The 16292-nt window shown below is 56.8% G+C and carries 20 protein-coding genes and 1 pseudogene; 16 read left to right on the top strand and 5 right to left on the bottom strand.

Going from position 1 to position 16292, the window contains the following annotated elements:
- Positions 1–225: 225 nt before the first annotated feature.
- Positions 226–603, bottom strand: a complete 378-nt coding sequence (locus tag BM413_RS27965; protein ID WP_091918129.1) for a flagellar export protein FliJ — start codon at positions 601–603, stop codon at positions 226–228.
- Positions 604–953: 350 nt separating this feature from the next.
- Between BM413_RS27965 and BM413_RS27960 the strand changes: the two genes are divergently transcribed.
- Positions 954–1700: an arginyltransferase gene (locus BM413_RS27960; RefSeq protein ID WP_091918137.1), complete on the top strand. Its 747-nt coding sequence runs from the start codon at positions 954–956 to the stop codon at positions 1698–1700.
- 131 nt (positions 1701–1831) lie between these two features.
- Here BM413_RS27960 and BM413_RS27955 read toward each other — a convergent pair whose 3' ends face one another.
- From BM413_RS27955 to BM413_RS27945, 3 genes are all read right to left on the bottom strand, one after another.
- Entirely contained in the window at positions 1832–2311 is a 480-nt protein-coding gene (locus BM413_RS27955; RefSeq protein ID WP_091918128.1) for a GNAT family N-acetyltransferase, read from the bottom strand.
- Between the two features lie 494 nt (positions 2312–2805).
- Positions 2806–3018, bottom strand: coding sequence for an alkylphosphonate utilization protein (locus BM413_RS27950; RefSeq protein ID WP_091918127.1), 213 nt, complete (start codon positions 3016–3018; stop codon positions 2806–2808).
- The gene (locus BM413_RS27945) at positions 3015–3224 is read right to left on the bottom strand and encodes a hypothetical protein (protein ID WP_091918126.1); all 210 of its coding nucleotides are present in this window, start codon (positions 3222–3224) and stop codon (positions 3015–3017) included. The genes BM413_RS27950 and BM413_RS27945 overlap by 4 nt, the downstream gene beginning before the upstream one ends.
- A gap of 103 nt (positions 3225–3327) precedes the next feature.
- On the opposite strand from BM413_RS27945, the gene BM413_RS27940 reads away from it, so the two are divergent.
- The 4 genes and pseudogenes from BM413_RS27940 (at position 3328) to BM413_RS27925 (ending at position 5640) form a co-directional block, all read left to right on the top strand.
- Complete coding sequence (locus tag BM413_RS27940) at positions 3328–3600, top strand: helix-turn-helix domain-containing protein (RefSeq protein ID WP_091918125.1); 273 nt, start codon at positions 3328–3330, stop codon at positions 3598–3600.
- A gap of 136 nt (positions 3601–3736) precedes the next feature.
- A pseudogene (locus tag BM413_RS27935) lies at positions 3737–4492 on the top strand (YoaK family protein); the annotation flags it as partial.
- Between the two features lie 271 nt (positions 4493–4763).
- Positions 4764–5168 carry an NUDIX hydrolase gene (locus BM413_RS27930; RefSeq protein ID WP_244538054.1) on the top strand — a complete coding sequence of 135 codons (405 nt, stop codon included), beginning with the start codon at positions 4764–4766 and terminating at the stop codon, positions 5166–5168.
- Between the two features lie 220 nt (positions 5169–5388).
- Complete coding sequence (locus BM413_RS27925) at positions 5389–5640, top strand: hypothetical protein (protein WP_091918122.1); 252 nt, start codon at positions 5389–5391, stop codon at positions 5638–5640.
- A 50-nt stretch (positions 5641–5690) separates the two neighbouring features.
- Here the strand turns inward: BM413_RS27925 and BM413_RS27920 are convergent, their stop codons facing one another.
- Positions 5691–6437 carry a spermidine synthase gene (locus BM413_RS27920; protein WP_091918121.1) on the bottom strand — a complete coding sequence of 249 codons (747 nt, stop codon included), beginning with the start codon at positions 6435–6437 and terminating at the stop codon, positions 5691–5693.
- A 275-nt stretch (positions 6438–6712) separates the two neighbouring features.
- Here BM413_RS27920 and BM413_RS27915 point away from each other — a divergent pair, with 275 nt between their 5' ends.
- From BM413_RS27915 to BM413_RS27865, 11 genes are all read left to right on the top strand, one after another.
- Positions 6713–7027: a helix-turn-helix domain-containing protein gene (locus tag BM413_RS27915; protein ID WP_175544470.1), complete on the top strand. Its 315-nt coding sequence runs from the start codon at positions 6713–6715 to the stop codon at positions 7025–7027.
- Entirely contained in the window at positions 7027–9045 is a 2019-nt protein-coding gene (gene hyfB / locus BM413_RS27910; protein ID WP_091918136.1) for a hydrogenase 4 subunit B, read from the top strand. The genes BM413_RS27915 and hyfB overlap by 1 nt, the downstream gene beginning before the upstream one ends.
- Positions 9036–9992, top strand: coding sequence for a respiratory chain complex I subunit 1 family protein (locus BM413_RS27905; protein WP_091918119.1), 957 nt, complete (start codon positions 9036–9038; stop codon positions 9990–9992). Before hyfB ends, BM413_RS27905 begins: the two co-directional genes overlap by 10 nt.
- Entirely contained in the window at positions 9992–10654 is a 663-nt protein-coding gene (locus tag BM413_RS27900) for a hydrogenase-4 component E (RefSeq protein WP_091918118.1), read from the top strand. The genes BM413_RS27905 and BM413_RS27900 overlap by 1 nt, the downstream gene beginning before the upstream one ends.
- Entirely contained in the window at positions 10651–12102 is a 1452-nt protein-coding gene (locus BM413_RS27895) for a hydrogenase 4 subunit F (protein WP_091918117.1), read from the top strand. Before BM413_RS27900 ends, BM413_RS27895 begins: the two co-directional genes overlap by 4 nt.
- 19 nt (positions 12103–12121) lie before the next feature.
- Entirely contained in the window at positions 12122–13636 is a 1515-nt protein-coding gene (locus tag BM413_RS27890; protein WP_091918116.1) for a hydrogenase large subunit, read from the top strand.
- 14 nt (positions 13637–13650) lie between these two features.
- Positions 13651–14205: an NADH-quinone oxidoreductase subunit B family protein gene (locus BM413_RS27885; protein ID WP_091918115.1), complete on the top strand. Its 555-nt coding sequence runs from the start codon at positions 13651–13653 to the stop codon at positions 14203–14205.
- 100 nt (positions 14206–14305) lie between these two features.
- A complete protein-coding gene (locus tag BM413_RS27880) occupies positions 14306–14668 on the top strand; it encodes a DUF983 domain-containing protein (RefSeq protein ID WP_091918114.1) in 363 nt (120 codons plus the stop codon).
- Between the two features lie 125 nt (positions 14669–14793).
- A complete protein-coding gene (locus tag BM413_RS27875) occupies positions 14794–15189 on the top strand; it encodes a DUF983 domain-containing protein (RefSeq protein WP_091918113.1) in 396 nt (131 codons plus the stop codon).
- A gap of 95 nt (positions 15190–15284) precedes the next feature.
- Entirely contained in the window at positions 15285–15557 is a 273-nt protein-coding gene (locus tag BM413_RS27870; protein ID WP_091918135.1) for a helix-turn-helix domain-containing protein, read from the top strand.
- Between the two features lie 306 nt (positions 15558–15863).
- Entirely contained in the window at positions 15864–16214 is a 351-nt protein-coding gene (locus tag BM413_RS27865; protein ID WP_091918112.1) for a hypothetical protein, read from the top strand.
- Positions 16215–16292: the final 78 nt, after the last annotated feature.

Here is a 16292-nt window from a genome sequence, read left to right as displayed (position 1 = left end):
CGGCGGACCTGAAAGGATCGCCATTGGCCGGCGTGGTCCACCCCTCATCCTCCCCGACTGCGCCGGCCTTTCATCGGAGTAATTGGGCGTCCGACGTAACGATACCCGCTATCAAGGAGTGATCTCCTCAAGCACACAGCCGTCACTTTGGTTTCAAGTCACATCCCCGCATCGATATCGTGCGAAACCTAAAAACAGAGGCGGACTGGAGCGCGGGTAGCCATCTCAACTGGTCATGGTGCTGCGGTTTTCGATTGAAACTCCGTGGCCCTTGCTGTCACGTGATTCCAACATTTCCGCCCTGGATAGATCCGCTTCAGCTTCAATGAGTAACGATTCGGCTGTGGCTCTTTGTTGAAGAAGGTCGGATTGCGAGTTTTTGAGGTTCTCGCGGCGCTGGCGCGCGGCCTTGGCGAAAGTCGGATAGGCGAAATGATTGATGTCGATGATGCCGGTTTTCATCTCTTCAGCGTTGATCTGGAACTCCAGTTCTCCGGCCATGCGGTCGAAATCGGCAATCATCATGTCCAGCTGCAGCAACTGGCGACGTCTCTCATTCACCTGAAACTGCTTCAATCCAACCAGGTTTCTTGGTGACTTCATGATGCGATACTCCCGTTCACACACACTCTCCCTCGTCCATCCCACCACCTCTTGCATCTCTGAAAGCCCTGTCCGTCAGCGACACTCAGGGGTTCCGGCTCAATAGGAGACAAACCCCTAAAATTTCCGCCACCGGCAGACTTTCGTTTAAAGGCATTGTTAATCATGCCGAGCAGGACTTAAGGGGAGGTAAAAGGTCACGAGACAACGGTCAAACTACGCCCTTCTCAGGTCCCAGCAAAATCCTGATTTTGAAGCCCCTCGCCGGATCGCTCCTTCGAAAGGTGTTGACCTTTCTTGCCGCCGAGCGATGCTATTGCTGGCTGCACAGCACCACGGACGAAAGACCTATGACGCACCACCCGCAATCATCGCCGCAGTTCTATTTGACCGTCCCGGCCCCTTGCCCATATCTGGAGAGGCAGTTCGAACGCAAGGTGTTCGCAAACCTTGGCAAGAACAATGCAGCCGAACTGAATGATCTTTTGTCACAAGGCGGGTTCCGGCGATCGCAAAACATTGCCTATCGACCTGCCTGTGATGCCTGCCATGCCTGCATATCAGTGCGGGTGCTGGTCGAAGAATTCAACAAGACCCGCTCTATGCGGTGGGTCTGGCAGCGGAACGCCAATCTCACCAGCTGCGCCTACAAGGCTCAGCCATCAACTGAGCAATATAACCTCTTTCGCCGTTACGTGAACGTGCGGCATCGCACAGGTGGAATGTACGACATGGGTGTCCTCGATTACGCGATGATGGTCGAAGACACGCACGTCAATACACAGGTAGTTGAATACCGCCGCCGCGGTCCGGACGTGTCGACCGCCGGCATCAACGAAGGCGTGCTTGTCGCCGTCGCTCTGACCGACGTCATGGCCGATGGCCTGTCGATGGTCTACTCCTTCTACGATCCTGACGAAAGGAACGTGTCGCTTGGTACCTTCATAATCCTCGATCACATCAAGCGGGCGCGCGCTTTGAAGCTGCCCTATGTCTATCTCGGCTACTGGGTCGAAGGCTCCAGCAAGATGCAATACAAGATCCGCTTCACACCACAGGAGCATCGAGGCATCAATGGCTGGGAACGGCGCGACTGATCCAAGCGATAGTTCCATCAAATAACGTTGGATGCGATTGCCCGTTATCCGCTATCAAGGTTCGCTTCTGATCAAAAAAAATCCCGATGGTGATTTACTACTCTGCACCAAGTGACCATGGGCGCTGAAGATCATACCTTTCCAATCCGTTTGCTCATGTTGATCCCGGTCGCGCGAAATCCACCGACCTTGTAAACATGATGCGCACGCTCATTGTCGGCGGCGACCCGCAACCGAATTTGTTCAAAACCTGCGTCGGAAAGAATGACCTCCAGAGCACTCAACGCCAGTTTGCCGTAACCATTGCCTTGATGCGCGACAAGAATATGGAAATCGCAGATGAACGCCGAGCGTGGCTCCTTATCCGGACGGTACCAGAGATAGCCGATGGCGTCGTCATCTCCTCTCTCATCGTCGATTACGCACAACAGCATCTGCCCCGGCGTATCTGCACCATCAGGAAGATCCTCCGAAATCTCTCGCTTTGCCTGCGCGAGCGCGGCCGCACTGGATAGGCCATAATTCGTCGAGATCTCCGTGGCATAGTCCGGAACAAAATAATCCAGGTATCCCGGGAACTCGTTGCTGCGCATCGGCCTGAATGTGATCATCGACTATGTTCCGCTCGTTCGATGCGTGCTTTCCTCAAAATACCACGCAATCGCATTGATTGCTGGAACCCGGCCGGATTTCGTTGTCGGAAATAACACCGGGTTCTTGTCACGGCAGCCTTGGCTCGAATCGTCCTGCTTCACCGACAATCCGGCTTCCATCATGCAATTTCGATGGTCTCCATTCAGAATCGTAGTAAAATACAAAGACAGAATGGGGGCACGGCTATGAAGTGTCCTGATAAAGAAAAGCGTCGACGCTTTTGGGAGAATGTCGCCGTCGACATACTTCTCACGCTGTGCATCGTGCTGCCTATCGCAAAAGCGGTCGACATCCTGCTGAAAATGTAGCCGGTAGCGAAATGCGTGGACTCACTGGAGCGCTGAACGCCAATGAAACAAAATCGCACAGGAAGTGCGGCAGGTCGAGCTAGGCCTCGTCGCAGGGGCTGGCCGACATCCGCGCAGAGCACAGGATTGCGAGCATTTTCAGATCAGGCCTTCTTCAAAAACTCCGTTCGCAACACCAGATTTTTAACCTTCTCGGCCCGGCATTCGATCTCATCTTCGTTGCCAGTCAGATGGATGTTCTTGATCAACGTTCCGCGTTTCAGGGTGACGGAAGTGCCTTTGACCTTGAGATCCTTGATGAGAGTGACGGAATCTCCTTCACTCAGCGGCGTGCCGTTGCTGTCTTTGACCTTCATGATTTTGCTTCCTGTCTTTGCGCGTCGAGCTTGTTGAGAAGGTCGGCGAGTTCCTCGGCATCCTGTCGGTTCATCCCGACGATGGTACGGCTGCCCATCTCGGCGGGCCGTCCGGCATGAACATCATTCACGGACCAGGTGCCGATGGGCTCCTGGCAAGATTTATAGCGTTGAGTCATGCACATACGATAATGGTCGAGGTTCATCGTGCCAAGTGCCGATTAATATTTTGTTGCCCTGTATTGATGTTTTCTACATCAATGATACCATTAGGAGTATGATTTCTCATACGCAGACACTGATGCATCGATGATCACAGCTTCCCAGCTTCGTGCCGCCCGCGCCCTTCTCAACATCGACCAGAAAACCTTGGCCGAAATGGCCGGCATCTCCTTGCCGACGATCCAGCGAATGGAAGCCAGTCAGGGCAACGTTCGGGGCGTGGTCGATAGTTTGGTGAAAGTGATCAACGCGCTGAACAGTGCCGGTGTGGAATTGATAAGCGAACATGTAAGCAGCAGCGATGGCGGTCGCGGTGTCAGGTTCCGGCAGCCTGATATTCCCATAGGCAAGCCAAATTAGGTCGCGCACGACGCGCGCTTCGATGCTGCGCATTCACCGTCTTTCATCCCCTTCCCGTCCAGAAACACTCAATGAGTCTCTCCCGGCACTCCCACTTGTGGCCCTGCTTTTCCGCGTGGAAAGGCAGACTTCTCTCATGATCGTGTATCTGCGTCGGCTGGCTGGAAAGGAGCGAAGCGACAAGACCAATCGGCACCTTGCCCGTTTTTTGACCTTTGTCGCCGGGGCCGCCAATGCGGGCGGTTTTCTGGCAGTCCAGCAGTATACCTCCCACATGTCAGGCATCGTTTCTTCCATGGCCGACCATCTGGCACTTGGCAATGTCGCGCTGGTCCTTTCTGGATTGGGCGCTTTGCTTTCGTTTGTCGCAGGTGCCGCCTGCTCTGCTGTGCTGGTGAACTGGGGGCGGCGACAACATCTGCAGAGCGAATATGCATTTCCACTCGTCCTGGAAGCGATCCTGCTGATCTGTTTTGGTCTGCTTGGCAGCCACCTTGCGCGTCATGAAGCACTGTTTGTGCCTATGACGGTCATGCTGCTCTGCTTCATAATGGGCTTGCAGAACGCCATCATCACGAAGCTATCGGAAGCCAGAATCCGGACAACGCACATCACCGGTCTGGTGACGGACATGGGCATCGAACTCGGCAAGCTGGTTTACTGGAACATATCGCGGAATGACGCGGAGGGCCTGTTCGTACGGGCAGACCGCAGGAAACTAAAACTGCTGGCGTCGCTTGTCGCCTTGTTCTTTATAGGCGGCGTCATCGGCGCGGTGGGTTTCAAGCATATCGGCTTCACGGCGACGTTGTTCCTCGCGGCGATCCTTATGGTATTGGCCGCCGTGCCTGTCCTGGATGATGTTTCTGCCCATGCGAGACGGCTCTGGCGGTAGCGGAGCAGAGGTTTTCTACATGCCAGATTCAGTGGGAGGCGTGCCGGTTGACGTCGCGAACATCCTGGTGGAGGGGTCGGCGGCGTGTGGCAAGCCTTGGTTTGATATTATCAGCGCTCGGACCGCCTGAACGCGGCAGTTTCCAGAAACTGCAACATTCCCCTGGCGCTCGAGGATGCATTTGCGGCATCATTTGAGGCAACGCGACTACACAGAAATCGATTGATACACTGCGCACCATTTGGAATCTTCGCGGGCGAATTTGATAGTGAAACTTATCAGCAACACCGTATTGCTTGATGGACGACGGGTTCTGCTCGGAAAGAGATCCAAGGGTCGACAAACGTATCCGGGCTGCTGGGCTCTACCCGGCGGTCACATTGAAGCCGGTGAAACGCCGCTCGAAGCAGCAATCCGAGAATTGCACGAAGAAATTGGTGTGTTGGCCTCAGATCTACAGCTTCTCGATGATTTTCAGACAGACAGCGTTAACGCCGCAAGATTCTATATTTTTGCGACACGATCGTGGGTAGGCGAACCGCTATTGATAGGTGATGAACACTCAGAGATCGGCTGGTTTGATATCGAACAGGCTCTAACTCTCGAAAATCTAGCCCTAGACGGCTACAGGCATTCATTTCGCAAAATACAGACACTTGGATTTTCGCAGTGATCTCGAGTGGCGTGTTGCAGAGAATTCCCGGCTCAAGCTAACGGCCTTGCCTTGCTGATGATCGATCAGCCGTCGGGCTTTGAGGAGTGGGCCAGCGCGCGGCCGGCATCTTTGATGTCGTCATTTCGCGGCTGTGTTTGCAGCAGGCAATGTCGACTGGGCGGCGAAAGCCTTTGTTTTGTAGGTCTAGGGACAATGCAGGTCGGTTCAGGAGGTGGCTATGAGCTTAAGCAAAGAATTTGCAGATCTTGATTTCTCCTACATGCGGAAAGTGGCAGACGGTATGGCCAAACATGTCCGCAACATGAGCGCAACCGAGCAGCTAATGTCGATCGCAATCGTGGCTGGAGCGACTTTAGCCGTCCAGACACCAAACGAAACTGCGGCAAGACAGATGCTCGTCCATTTCATCGGAGCCGTGGAGCACGAGTTGGACGGAGCATTGAAACGGGCGGGAAAAAGTAAGCTATAGGCAATTTTCCCAACTTAAAGATGCCTCCCTCACTTTGCCGCTGGCTCCACCTATGCAGCCCGTCGCGGCACATGCCAGGGTCTGAACGCCAATTGGCCAAGGCCATCTGCGATCTCGTCTGCTCCAACTGACGGCGGTATCAACAATATTGGCTGGACGAGACCACGCACCTTGCCTGCCATGACGAGCGCATTACGGTCAGGAGTACCGCGGGTGTCGAGCAACCTCACATTTGACCAGATGTTGTTAAGCTTCGCGGCAACACGATCCGGCATCATGTCAAGGTCGTGGCGAGCATGAACATTCCCGATCAGAATGCCGGAAGAATTTTTGAGTCGTGTCTGCGCCAGGCCGAAGAATGTCTCAGCGCACAAGTGATCTGGGATACGCCGCCCGGAATATGCGTCCAAAACGATAGCATCGTAGCGATGACGGTCGGCGCGCAAAAAATCCCGTCCATCGGAGATGCAGCAGTGAACGCCGCGAGGCAGACCAAAGTATTTCTCAGCAATCTGGAAAGCCTTTGGATTGATGTCGACGATCGTAACACGCACGCCAGCTCTATCTAGCATCGTGCCCAGGCTCCCACCGCCACAACCAATCATCAAGACATCAGATACTTGTGCCTGTGCGAGAAGTCCAAAGATCGCGTGTATATAGGGCACGACACTGACGCCGTTCGGGTCGCACTCACTCTGATAGCAGCCACCCTGGCGATAAATGAACGAACCGGTGTCCTTGGTACGCAAAACCTCGATATTGCCGAAATCGGAGTGATATTTCGCAATTCGGATCATGCCTTTGTCACCACAGTCGAATTCCTAGATCCACCGCTCCACTGATTTCACGATCTTTCATCCCATCAGAACCTTATGCGGAGCCTTGGGACTCCCGCTTGCCCTTGCCGGACACCAAGGCGGCGAGGACAAAGCAAGTCCGTCTAAGGTCCGTATTCAATTTCTACAGCCATAAAATAGATGCGTCACGCATCAATAATTGAATCCACCGCATTTTAATATATGCTGTAACGTGCAGAGATAATATCTCAAAGCTAACAAAGGGGATGCGATCCGTGATAACTGCTCCACAGCTACGGGCCGCGAGAGCGCTCCTCGGCATTGACCAACGCAGACTTGCCGAATTGTCTGGTCTCTCGGTGCCGACGATCCAGCGCATGGAGGCCAGCGAGGCGGTGATCCGTGGCAATGTCGACTCTCTTATGAAACTGATCGGGGCTCTTGATCTCGCTGGTGTCGAACTGATCGCCGAAGGCGCATCCAGCCAGATTGGCGGACGCGGCGTGCGGCTGAAAGCGGACTTTGACCCCGCAAAGATTCTGGGCGGTAGCGATACCGGAACCAAATTCGGTGTGAGGAGCGTGGCGTGATTTCGGGGGCCGCGGTCCTTCTCTGGGGCGTTGCTGCGCTCCTGGGGACTGCGGTGCTTGCGATCGCCCAAAGTCGGCGAGCAGGCGCAGGAACACGCCTGGTCTACAGCTTGACCCTTGGCATTTCGGCGGCCGTGATCCTGGTCCTTGCAAACCGCATAATCGGCAATCCCGGCACCGTGTCGGTTGTCACGCTGCCAGTTGGGCTGCCATGGATCGGCGCTAATTTCCGTTTGGACGCACTTTCGACTTTCTTCCTCCTCGTCGTCAATTTCGGCGGTGCCATGGCCAGTCTTTACGGCCTCGGTTATGGCAAGCACGAATCCGACCCGCACCGGGTACTGCCGTTTTTCCCGGCCTTCCTCGCAGGAATGAACCTTGTCGTGCTGGCCGACGACGCTTTTACCTTCCTGCTTTCCTGGGAGTTCATGTCACTCGTCTCATGGGCACTCGTCATGACGCACCATCGCGAACAGGACAATGCGCGGGCGGGTTACATCTATCTCGTGATGGCAGGCTTCGGTACGCTCGCACTCCTGCTGGCATTCGGCCTTCTGTCCGGCCCGAGCGGCGGCTACACCTTCGACGCGATGCGTGTCGCCGATCCCTCCCCGATCGTCGCAACTTTCGTCCTGGCTCTCATGCTGCTGGGTGCAGGCTCCAAGGCAGGCCTTGTGCCACTGCACGTCTGGCTGCCACTCGCCCACCCGGCCGCGCCAAGCCATGTTTCGGCTCTCATGAGCGGTGTCATGACCAAGGTCGCGGTCTATGGCTTCATACGCATTGTCTTTGACCTGCTCGGCGAGCCGACATGGTGGTCGGGCGTCATCGTACTGTTCTTCGGAGGTCTAACAGCCGTTTTGGGGATTCTCCACGCGTTGATGGAAAACGACCTCAAACGTCTCCTTGCCTACAGCACAATTGAGAATATCGGCGTCATCTTCGTCAGCCTTGGACTGGCACTCGCCTTCAAAGCCAACGCCATGCCATTGGCTGCCGCACTGGCGCTCACCGCGGCTCTCTTCCATGTTCTCAACCATTCCTTCTTCAAGAGCCTGCTCTTCTTTGGCGCGGGCGCAGTGCTGACAGCAACCGGCGAGCGGAATATGGAGAAGCTGGGCGGCCTCATCCATCGAATGCCCTTCACAAGTTTTGCCTTTCTTGTCGGCTGCGTCGCGATCTCAGCGCTTCCACCCTTCAACGGGTTTGTCTCCGAATGGCTGGCTTTTCAGGCCATATTGCAGAGCCCAGACCTGCCGCAATGGGGCCTGAAGGTGATGGTGCCGGCCGTTGGCGGCCTGCTGGCGCTATCGGCGGCATTGGCGGCCGCCTGCTTCGTCAAGGCGTTCGGGATCACGTTCCTCGGCAGGCCGCGGACCGCGGTTGTAGAAACCGCACGTGAGGTCGACCACTACTCGCTGGTGGCGATGTTCACGCTCGCAGCACTTTGCCTGCTCGCCGGCATCCTGCCGGGTCTTGTCATAGACGGTCTTTCACCGGTGACCCTTTCGCTGATTGGCAGCCGGATGCCTGTACAAATGGCCGAACCATGGCTGTCGATCGTGCCGATTGCGGCGAGCCGCAGTTCCTATAACGGCCTTCTGGTGTTCGTGTTCATAGCCATTTCCGCGTCGCTCGCGGCATATGTGATCCATCGTTTCGCATCGCAGGCGCTGCGGCGAGGACCAGCCTGGGGCTGTGGTTTCCCCGATGCGGTTCCGACCGGGCAATACACGGCCGTCAGTTTCGCGCAGCCTATCCGCCGTGTCTTCGGCACATTTGCGTTCCGCGCAAGCGAACAGGTGGAAATGCCAGCGCCCGGCGAAACCAGCCCAGCTCGCCTGAATGTCCAAATGCATGATGTGATCTGGGAGACGCTTTATCAGCCGATCGGTGGGGCCATCGACTTTGCGACTGACCACCTCAATCATCTGCAGTTCCTGACGATCCGGCGCTACCTGACGCTCGTCTTCCTGTTTCTCGTAGCCCTGCTTCTGGTGCTCGCACTATGGCCCTGACGCTTGAGCTGACCGTTCAAGGCTTACAGATGATGCTGGTGCTTTTGCTCGCACCGCTCCTGACCGGCTTCGTGCGCAAGGTGAAGGCGAGACTGCAGCGCCGTCAGGGTCCTTCTCTCATCCAACCCTACCGTGATCTCCTGCGGCTCATGCGCAAGGAAGTCGTTCTGGCGGACAACGCATCCTGGCTGTTTCGCGTCACGCCCTATCTGATCTTTGCCGCCACCTGGGTTGCTGCCGCGCTCATCCCGACATTTGCCACCGGGCTCACATTCAGCTGGTCGGCCGATCTCATTGCCATTGTCGCCCTTCTGGGGAGCGCGCGGTTCTTCCTGGCATTAGCCGGAATGGATGTCGGCACGAGCTTTGGCGGCATAGGCGCAAGCCGCGAAGTCATGATCGCTTCCCTGGCCGAGCCTGCAATGCTTCTGATCGTGTTCAGCCTCGCTCTCGTTGCAGGCGCGACGCAGCTCTCCACGGTCGCCGCGTTCATGAACTCGTCCGAAGTTGGTCTGCGGGTGTCGCTCGGGATGGCGCTGATCGCCCTCATCATCGTCGCGATCGCGGAAAACGCCCGCATCCCAGTCGACAACCCGGCAACGCATCTGGAACTCACCATGGTTCACGAGGCCATGGTGCTGGAATATTCCGGTCGTCACCTGGCGATGATCGAGTTCGCCGCCTTCCTCAAGCTCCTGCTTTACATGTCGCTGATTGCCTGTGTCTTCACGCCTTGGGGGCTGGTGACCGCAGGAACAGGACTAACATCCTATGTATTGGCTGCCACCGCCTATGTCGCCAAGCTGGCGGTCGGCGGTATTCTCCTTGCCGTGTTCGAAACAGCAATCGCCAAGATGCGTGTCTTCCGCGTCCCGGATTTTCTGGGAGCAGCACTCATGCTGGCGCTGCTTGGCACGCTCCTGTTGTTCGTCTCGCGGAGCCTGTGATGAACAGCCTCACCTTCGACATCGCCCATTTGCTCGCCGGCGGCCTTGTCCTGATCAGTTTCCTGATGCTGTATCAGGATCGTCTCTTCGCGCTCATAAACGTTTTCGCGCTCCACGCGATCGTCCTTGCCCTTTCCGTTGCCTGGCAAGCGTACATTCAGGACGCCCACCATCTCTATGTCACCGCGGTCATCGCGCTCGTATTCAAGGCGATCATCATTCCCGTCGGGCTCCACCGCATCATTCAACGCCTTGGCATCCATCGTGACATCGAGACGGCTGTTGGCATTGGTCCGACCATGCTTGCCGGAATTGGCCTTGTGACACTGTCCCTGGTCCTGATGCTGCGGGTTACCCCGGAGGCCGATCCACTGGCGCGCGAGGATCTGGCCTTCGCGCTGTCCATCATACTGCTCGGACTCCTGGTAATGGTCACCCGTCGCAATGCCGTCAGTCAGGTCATCGGGTTCATGTCACTCGAAAACGGCCTCGTTCTCGCCGCAACCGGTGCCAAGGGCATGCCGTTGGTTGTCGAGATCAGCGTCGCATTTTCGATCCTGATTGCCTTCATCGTCATCGGCGTCTTCCTGTTCCGCATTCGGGAAAGGTTCGATTCCGTCGATGTCGGCGCGCTCGATGACTACAGGGGCGAACGCCGATGACCGCGTTGTCCTTCGATGCCGTGGCGGCCATTTTGCTAATACCGATCGGTGCCGCCGCTCTCCTGGCGGCCCTGCCCAACTATCGGATGACAGCACGCCTGAATGTGGCTGCGAGCTTCCTGACCTTGGTTGCCGCCCTGTCGCTGCTCATCACCGATCGGCCACAACCAGGGCAGTATCTGCTGGTCGATGACCTCAACATCGTGTTCATCGTGCTCAACACATTCGTCGGATTCACGACCAGCGTGTTCAGCGCCTCCTATATCGCGCACGAGATGGAGACCGGTCGGCTGACCGCGTCCAACCTTAGATTTTACCACGCAATGTACCAGATCATGATGTTCGGCATGAACCTCGCGTTCGTCTCGAACAATATCGGCTTGATGTGGGTTGCCGTGGAACTTGCTACGCTAACCACGGTGCTCATGGTCGGCATCTACCGCACGCATGAAGCCCTGGAGGCCGCCTGGAAATACTTCATTCTGGGAAGCGTCGGCATTGCGCTCGCCCTGTTCGGCACGATCCTCGTCTACATGGCCGCGCAGCCCGTTGTCGGAGAAGGCACGAATGCAATGGTCTGGACGGTGCTTATCGAACATGCAGCGCGCTTCGACCCGGCCCTGCTCAACGTCGCATTCGTTTTCCTGCTGCTTGGCTACGGCACGAAGGTAGGCCTTGCTCCCTTGCATGCCTGGCTGCCCGACGCGCATGCCGAAGGCCCGACACCGATCTCGGCGGTGTTGTCGGGACTTCTTCTCAACGTCGCGCTCTATGCCGTGCTGCGCTTCAAATTGTTGCTGGCCGCAAGCCCGGAGGCGATAGCGCCTGGGTCGCTGATGATTACGATGGGACTGACGTCCCTCATTTTCGCAGCCTTCATGCTCTACCGCCGCCGCGACATCAAGCGGCTGTTTGCATACTCTTCGATCGAACATATGGGCATCATCGTGTTTGCTTTCGGCATGGGGGGGCCGCTCGCCAACTTTGCCGGGCTGCTGCATATGGTGATGCACAGCCTGACCAAGTCCGCGATCTTTTTCGCGGTAGGCCATATCGCCCAGGTCAAGGGAACGCAAAACATTGCCGAGATCCGGGGGCTGACGGAGACACATCCGGCACTTGGCTGGGCTCTGGTCGTAGGGGTCGTTGCCATCGCCGGCCTTCCGCCGATGGGCATCTTCATGAGCGAATTCCTGGTGGTAAGTTCGACATTTGCGAGGCACCCCGTTCTTGCGATCCTTTTGGTTTTCGGGATTCTGCTCGCTTTCGGAGCTTTGTTGCTGCGGTTGACCGGTATCGCCTTCGGCGAACCGCGCGGCAGCACTACCCCCGTCCAGGCATCCTACGTGCCGCTTTACGCCCATCTGGCCTTGGTGTTGGCTGCCGGCATCTATCTTCCCCCTCCCCTGGTCACGTGGTTCCAGAACGTCGCGGATATTTTGGGATGAAACGGATGAGGGAGAAAACATGCCCGCGCTGATCGATCTCATCTTGGCTGGCAAACGCGTGGAATGCCACTTCCCGTGGGCACGCGCTGTGGTCACTCCAAAAATATGGAGCTTCGCTGCCGAGCAACTGGCCGAGGGTCACTGGAGCCTGCTCGGTCTCTGGGGTGAACCGGGTGCTGTCCACATGGCACTTTTCGACGAGATCGCCCGGGACATTGGCGTTGTCAGCCTGGAGTGCCCGGATGGCCGCTATCCGTCGGTCGGCAGCCTACATCCACCCGCCTTGCGTCTTGAGCGAGCAGCAGCAGACCTGTTCGGGCTTCTGCCGCAAGGATTGCCGGATACCCGCCGCTGGCTCGATCATGGCCAGTGGGAAGTTGTTCATCCGTTGGGAGCGTCTACTCCTGCGCCAGTCGGCGCACCTTCATATCGGTTCCTGACCGCCGAGGGCGAGAGCCTGCATCAGATCCCCGTCGGCCCGGTCCATGCCGGGATCATCGAGCCTGGACATTTTCGATTTACTGCTGGCGGCGAAACGGTCGTTCGGCTGGAAGAGCGTCTCGGATATACGCACAAAGGCATAGAAGGCCTGATGGCCGAGTCCGATATCGACCATGCCGCAAAATTGGCGGGCAGAACGTCCGGCGATAGCACGGTTGCCTATTCCCTTGCCTTTGCCCGCGCCGTCGAGGCAGCGCAAGGTATCGAGGCCCCACCCCGTGCTGTCTGGCTGCGAGCCCTCATGGCCGAGTTGGAACGGCTTGCCAATCATCTTGGCGATATCGGGGCGATCTCCAATGATGCTGCCTTCGCGCTCATGCATGCTCACTGCGGCGTGCTGCGCGAACGCGTGTTGCGCGTCTGCGATACGGCCTTCGGCCACCGCATGATGCGTGATCGCATCGTGCCAGGCGGGATCGCGGCCGACCTCGACATTGGAGGAGCCGTCAACCTTCGTTTGTTGGTCTCTGAGATCAGACAACGGTTTCCTGCCTTGGTCGAACTCTACGACAACACCGCCTCCCTGCAGGATCGGACGGTCGCAACCGGTCGACTCAACGCTGATCTTGCCCGGCAATATGGCGCGGGTGGCTATGTCGGCCGAGCCTCCGGTCGGGATTTCGACGCCCGTCAAATTCCAGGCTATCCGCCCTATGATGAACTCACATTCGACGTCCCAGTTCTGACTGATGGCGACGTGAACGCCCGTGTCTGGATTCGCATCCGCGAAGTCGAACAGAGCCTGTCATTGGTCGAACAGATCCTGCGGCGGCTGCCTGAGGGTCCGGTTCGCGTCGATGTTGTCGCGGCCCGAGAGCCGCGTGAGGGCATGGCGCTGGTCGAGGGTTTTCGGGGCGATATCCTGGTCTGGATCCACCTTGCGGCAAACGGCGTGATCGAGCGCTGCCACCTGCGTGACCCATCATGGTTTCAATGGCCACTCCTTGAAGCGGCAATCGAGGGAAACATCGTCGCCGACTTCCCGCTCTGCAACAAGTCATTCAATTGCAGCTATTCAGGCCATGATCTCTAAAAAGGTAGGCTGTCATGCGCAAGCTCCTCTTCGAAAGCCTAATACGGGCCCCTCTCACAGAGAAGTCACCCGAGGCGAGCCAGCTAGCGACTGACGAACTCGCCCAAGCTCTTGACCGCGCGGCTCGCAAACGGTTGGGGCGAAGCCTGTCGATCCGGGCGGTCGATGCCGGTTCCTGCAATGGCTGCGAACTTGAGATGCATGCGCTCAACAACGCCTTCTATGACATTGAGCGTTTCGGCATCCGTTTCGTCGCCTCGCCACGTCATGCCGATGTGCTGCTTGTCACTGGGCCGGTGACCAAAAATATGCGGGAGGCCCTGCTGCGGACCTATGACGCGACACCCGATCCCAAATGGGTTGTAGCAATCGGCGACTGCGCCAGGGACGGCGGCTGCTTTGCCGGGAGCTATGCAGTGATGAACGGGGTATCCGAAGTCCTGCCGGTTGATCTGCACATACCAGGTTGTCCGCCACGACCGCTCGAAATCCTGAAAGGACTGCTGGCATTGCTCGACAAGGCAGATGCCAAGACGGTCAAGGCGGCACGTGCCTCGGCAAACCAATGACCAGGTACCAGACAATGGCTCACATTTATTCCATCCCGCCCAACACGGTGCGTTCGCTTCGCGTGAGTGCCTTCGCTTGAGATTCCCAGCAAACGACAACATGAGGCCAACACTCGGTGTTGCCATTCGCCGTGCTTTGATCGGGCGGTGTCCGAACTGCGGAAATGGAAAGCTATTTGCTTCCTATTTGAAGCAGGTAGATCACTGCTCTGTCTGCTACGAACAATATGGGCACATTCGATCGGACGACGCTGCTCCCTGGCTTACGATTCTCATCGTTGGTCATATTGTCGTGCCAATTGCTCTTTCCGTCGAAAGCGGGATGACCTTGCCAGGCTGGGTGTCGATGACCTTATGGCCCATTCTAGCCCTCGGCATGGCGCTCATCGTTCTGCCACGCGCCAAAGCCCTGTTTGTGAGCGTGATCTGGCACACGCGATCGCCGGGTTCGGAACGTGAATGAACGTTTCCGTGGTGCTATCCGGTGACTTTAAGGCGACGGTTTGCAATCTGCCTACATAGCGCCTTGAAAATCATATCGAATAGAAGATATCTACGGGTTGAAACATTTAGGATGATGTTTTATACATGATCCTAATGGACAAAAGAAGCGATAGATTTGAACATCCCACCTTGCCGGTCGCTCTCGCGCGTGGCCTGGTCGGCCGATGCCCGAATTGCGGTCATGGCAAGCTGTATCGCGCCTATCTGAAGCAGGTAGAGAATTGCGGGCCCTGCGGCGAACGCTTTGGCGACATAGAATCAGACGACGCCGCACCCTGGTTCACTATCCTGATTGCGGGCTTGTTTGCCGCACCATCGTATTTCCTGTTTCAGGGTATGCTTCTCTCGCACTTCGCACTTACAATGATTTTGGTCTCCCTGATTGTTGTTGCGCTGATACTCGTCCTGCTGCCCCGAGTTAAGGGCGCTTTGATCAGCGCTTTTTGGTTTTCGCGCTCAAAAGGCGATAAGCCGGAATGAGTATTCTTCCAATCACAACTGCCGCCTTCCTGCATAGAGCGGCGGTCGTCGATCGCTCTTTCAGTGCAGCGTGCTCGCAATCCGGAGATCAAAATGTGATTACCGCTTCGCAGATGCGTGCAGCCCGAGAATTGCTTGGAATTGACCAGAAAAACCTCGCTGACCGCGCCGGCATCTCTCTGTCGGCCATCCAACGCATGGAGGCCGGCGACAGCGATCTGCGGGGTGGGATCGATATACAGAAAAAAGTCATCAGCGCATTCAGGGCAGCGGGGGTTGAGATCATTGGGGATCACGAGCGCAGTCACGGCGGCGGTAGAGGCGTGCGCCTGGCGCATCCCGTTGGTTTAACCGGTCGAACGCATTGATTGTCGCGGCAGGCCGGCAGCGACCAAGTGCAGGATTTCGACCTCGGACACAGAAAACATGAATACGTATTTTCCGATGGATCAATGAAGCGACGATACACTGAACATCAAGAGGCAACCGGAAGCTGGTCTGTTCTGGATACACAACCTGAACGTCCGACGGAAACCCCTTCGCGCGTCATGAACGGGCTTAGCAAGGACGATGCTTGTGACGCCGCTGAACTGCTCAATAAACTTGATGCTCAAAGACCTGGACGCCCTAGGCCGCAGCGGCGTCCTCGCTGAGAATAAGGAACACGTTCCCGTATGGCTGATTTTGACTTTCTGGACGATGATCCAAGCAGCGGGAATGATCGCGACGTACCTGTCGATGCTGTTGCATCGGTCGAACCTACTTCGACGTCCACTGACAACCCGCCTATAGCGACCGCCCGGAATTATGAGGGCCCTGACGAGGTTTTCATCGTTAGACGCCGACGCGACCTTCAGGCGCATCAAGTGGTCTCACTGATCCGTTATATCACCGATTTCGGCTCGGGCGATGCTCGGGGGGTTGCGCTTGATGGCGGATGGTCGATGCGCCTCACTAGACTCTCGGACCTGCAGTTGCTGACGTCTCAATATCCCGACCTGATCGAGAGCCATTCCAGCTCCTGATATCTTGGTAAGGAAAGGCAGTCGACTATCTGCCTGACATCGGGAAATGAATTGGCCATAGTTGGTGAGGGTGAGAAA

It is taken from the genome of Mesorhizobium sp. YR577, from assembly GCF_900116595.1.
GTDB lineage: Bacteria > Pseudomonadota > Alphaproteobacteria > Rhizobiales > Rhizobiaceae > Mesorhizobium_M.
This window is presented reverse-complemented; position numbering and strand designations above follow the sequence as displayed.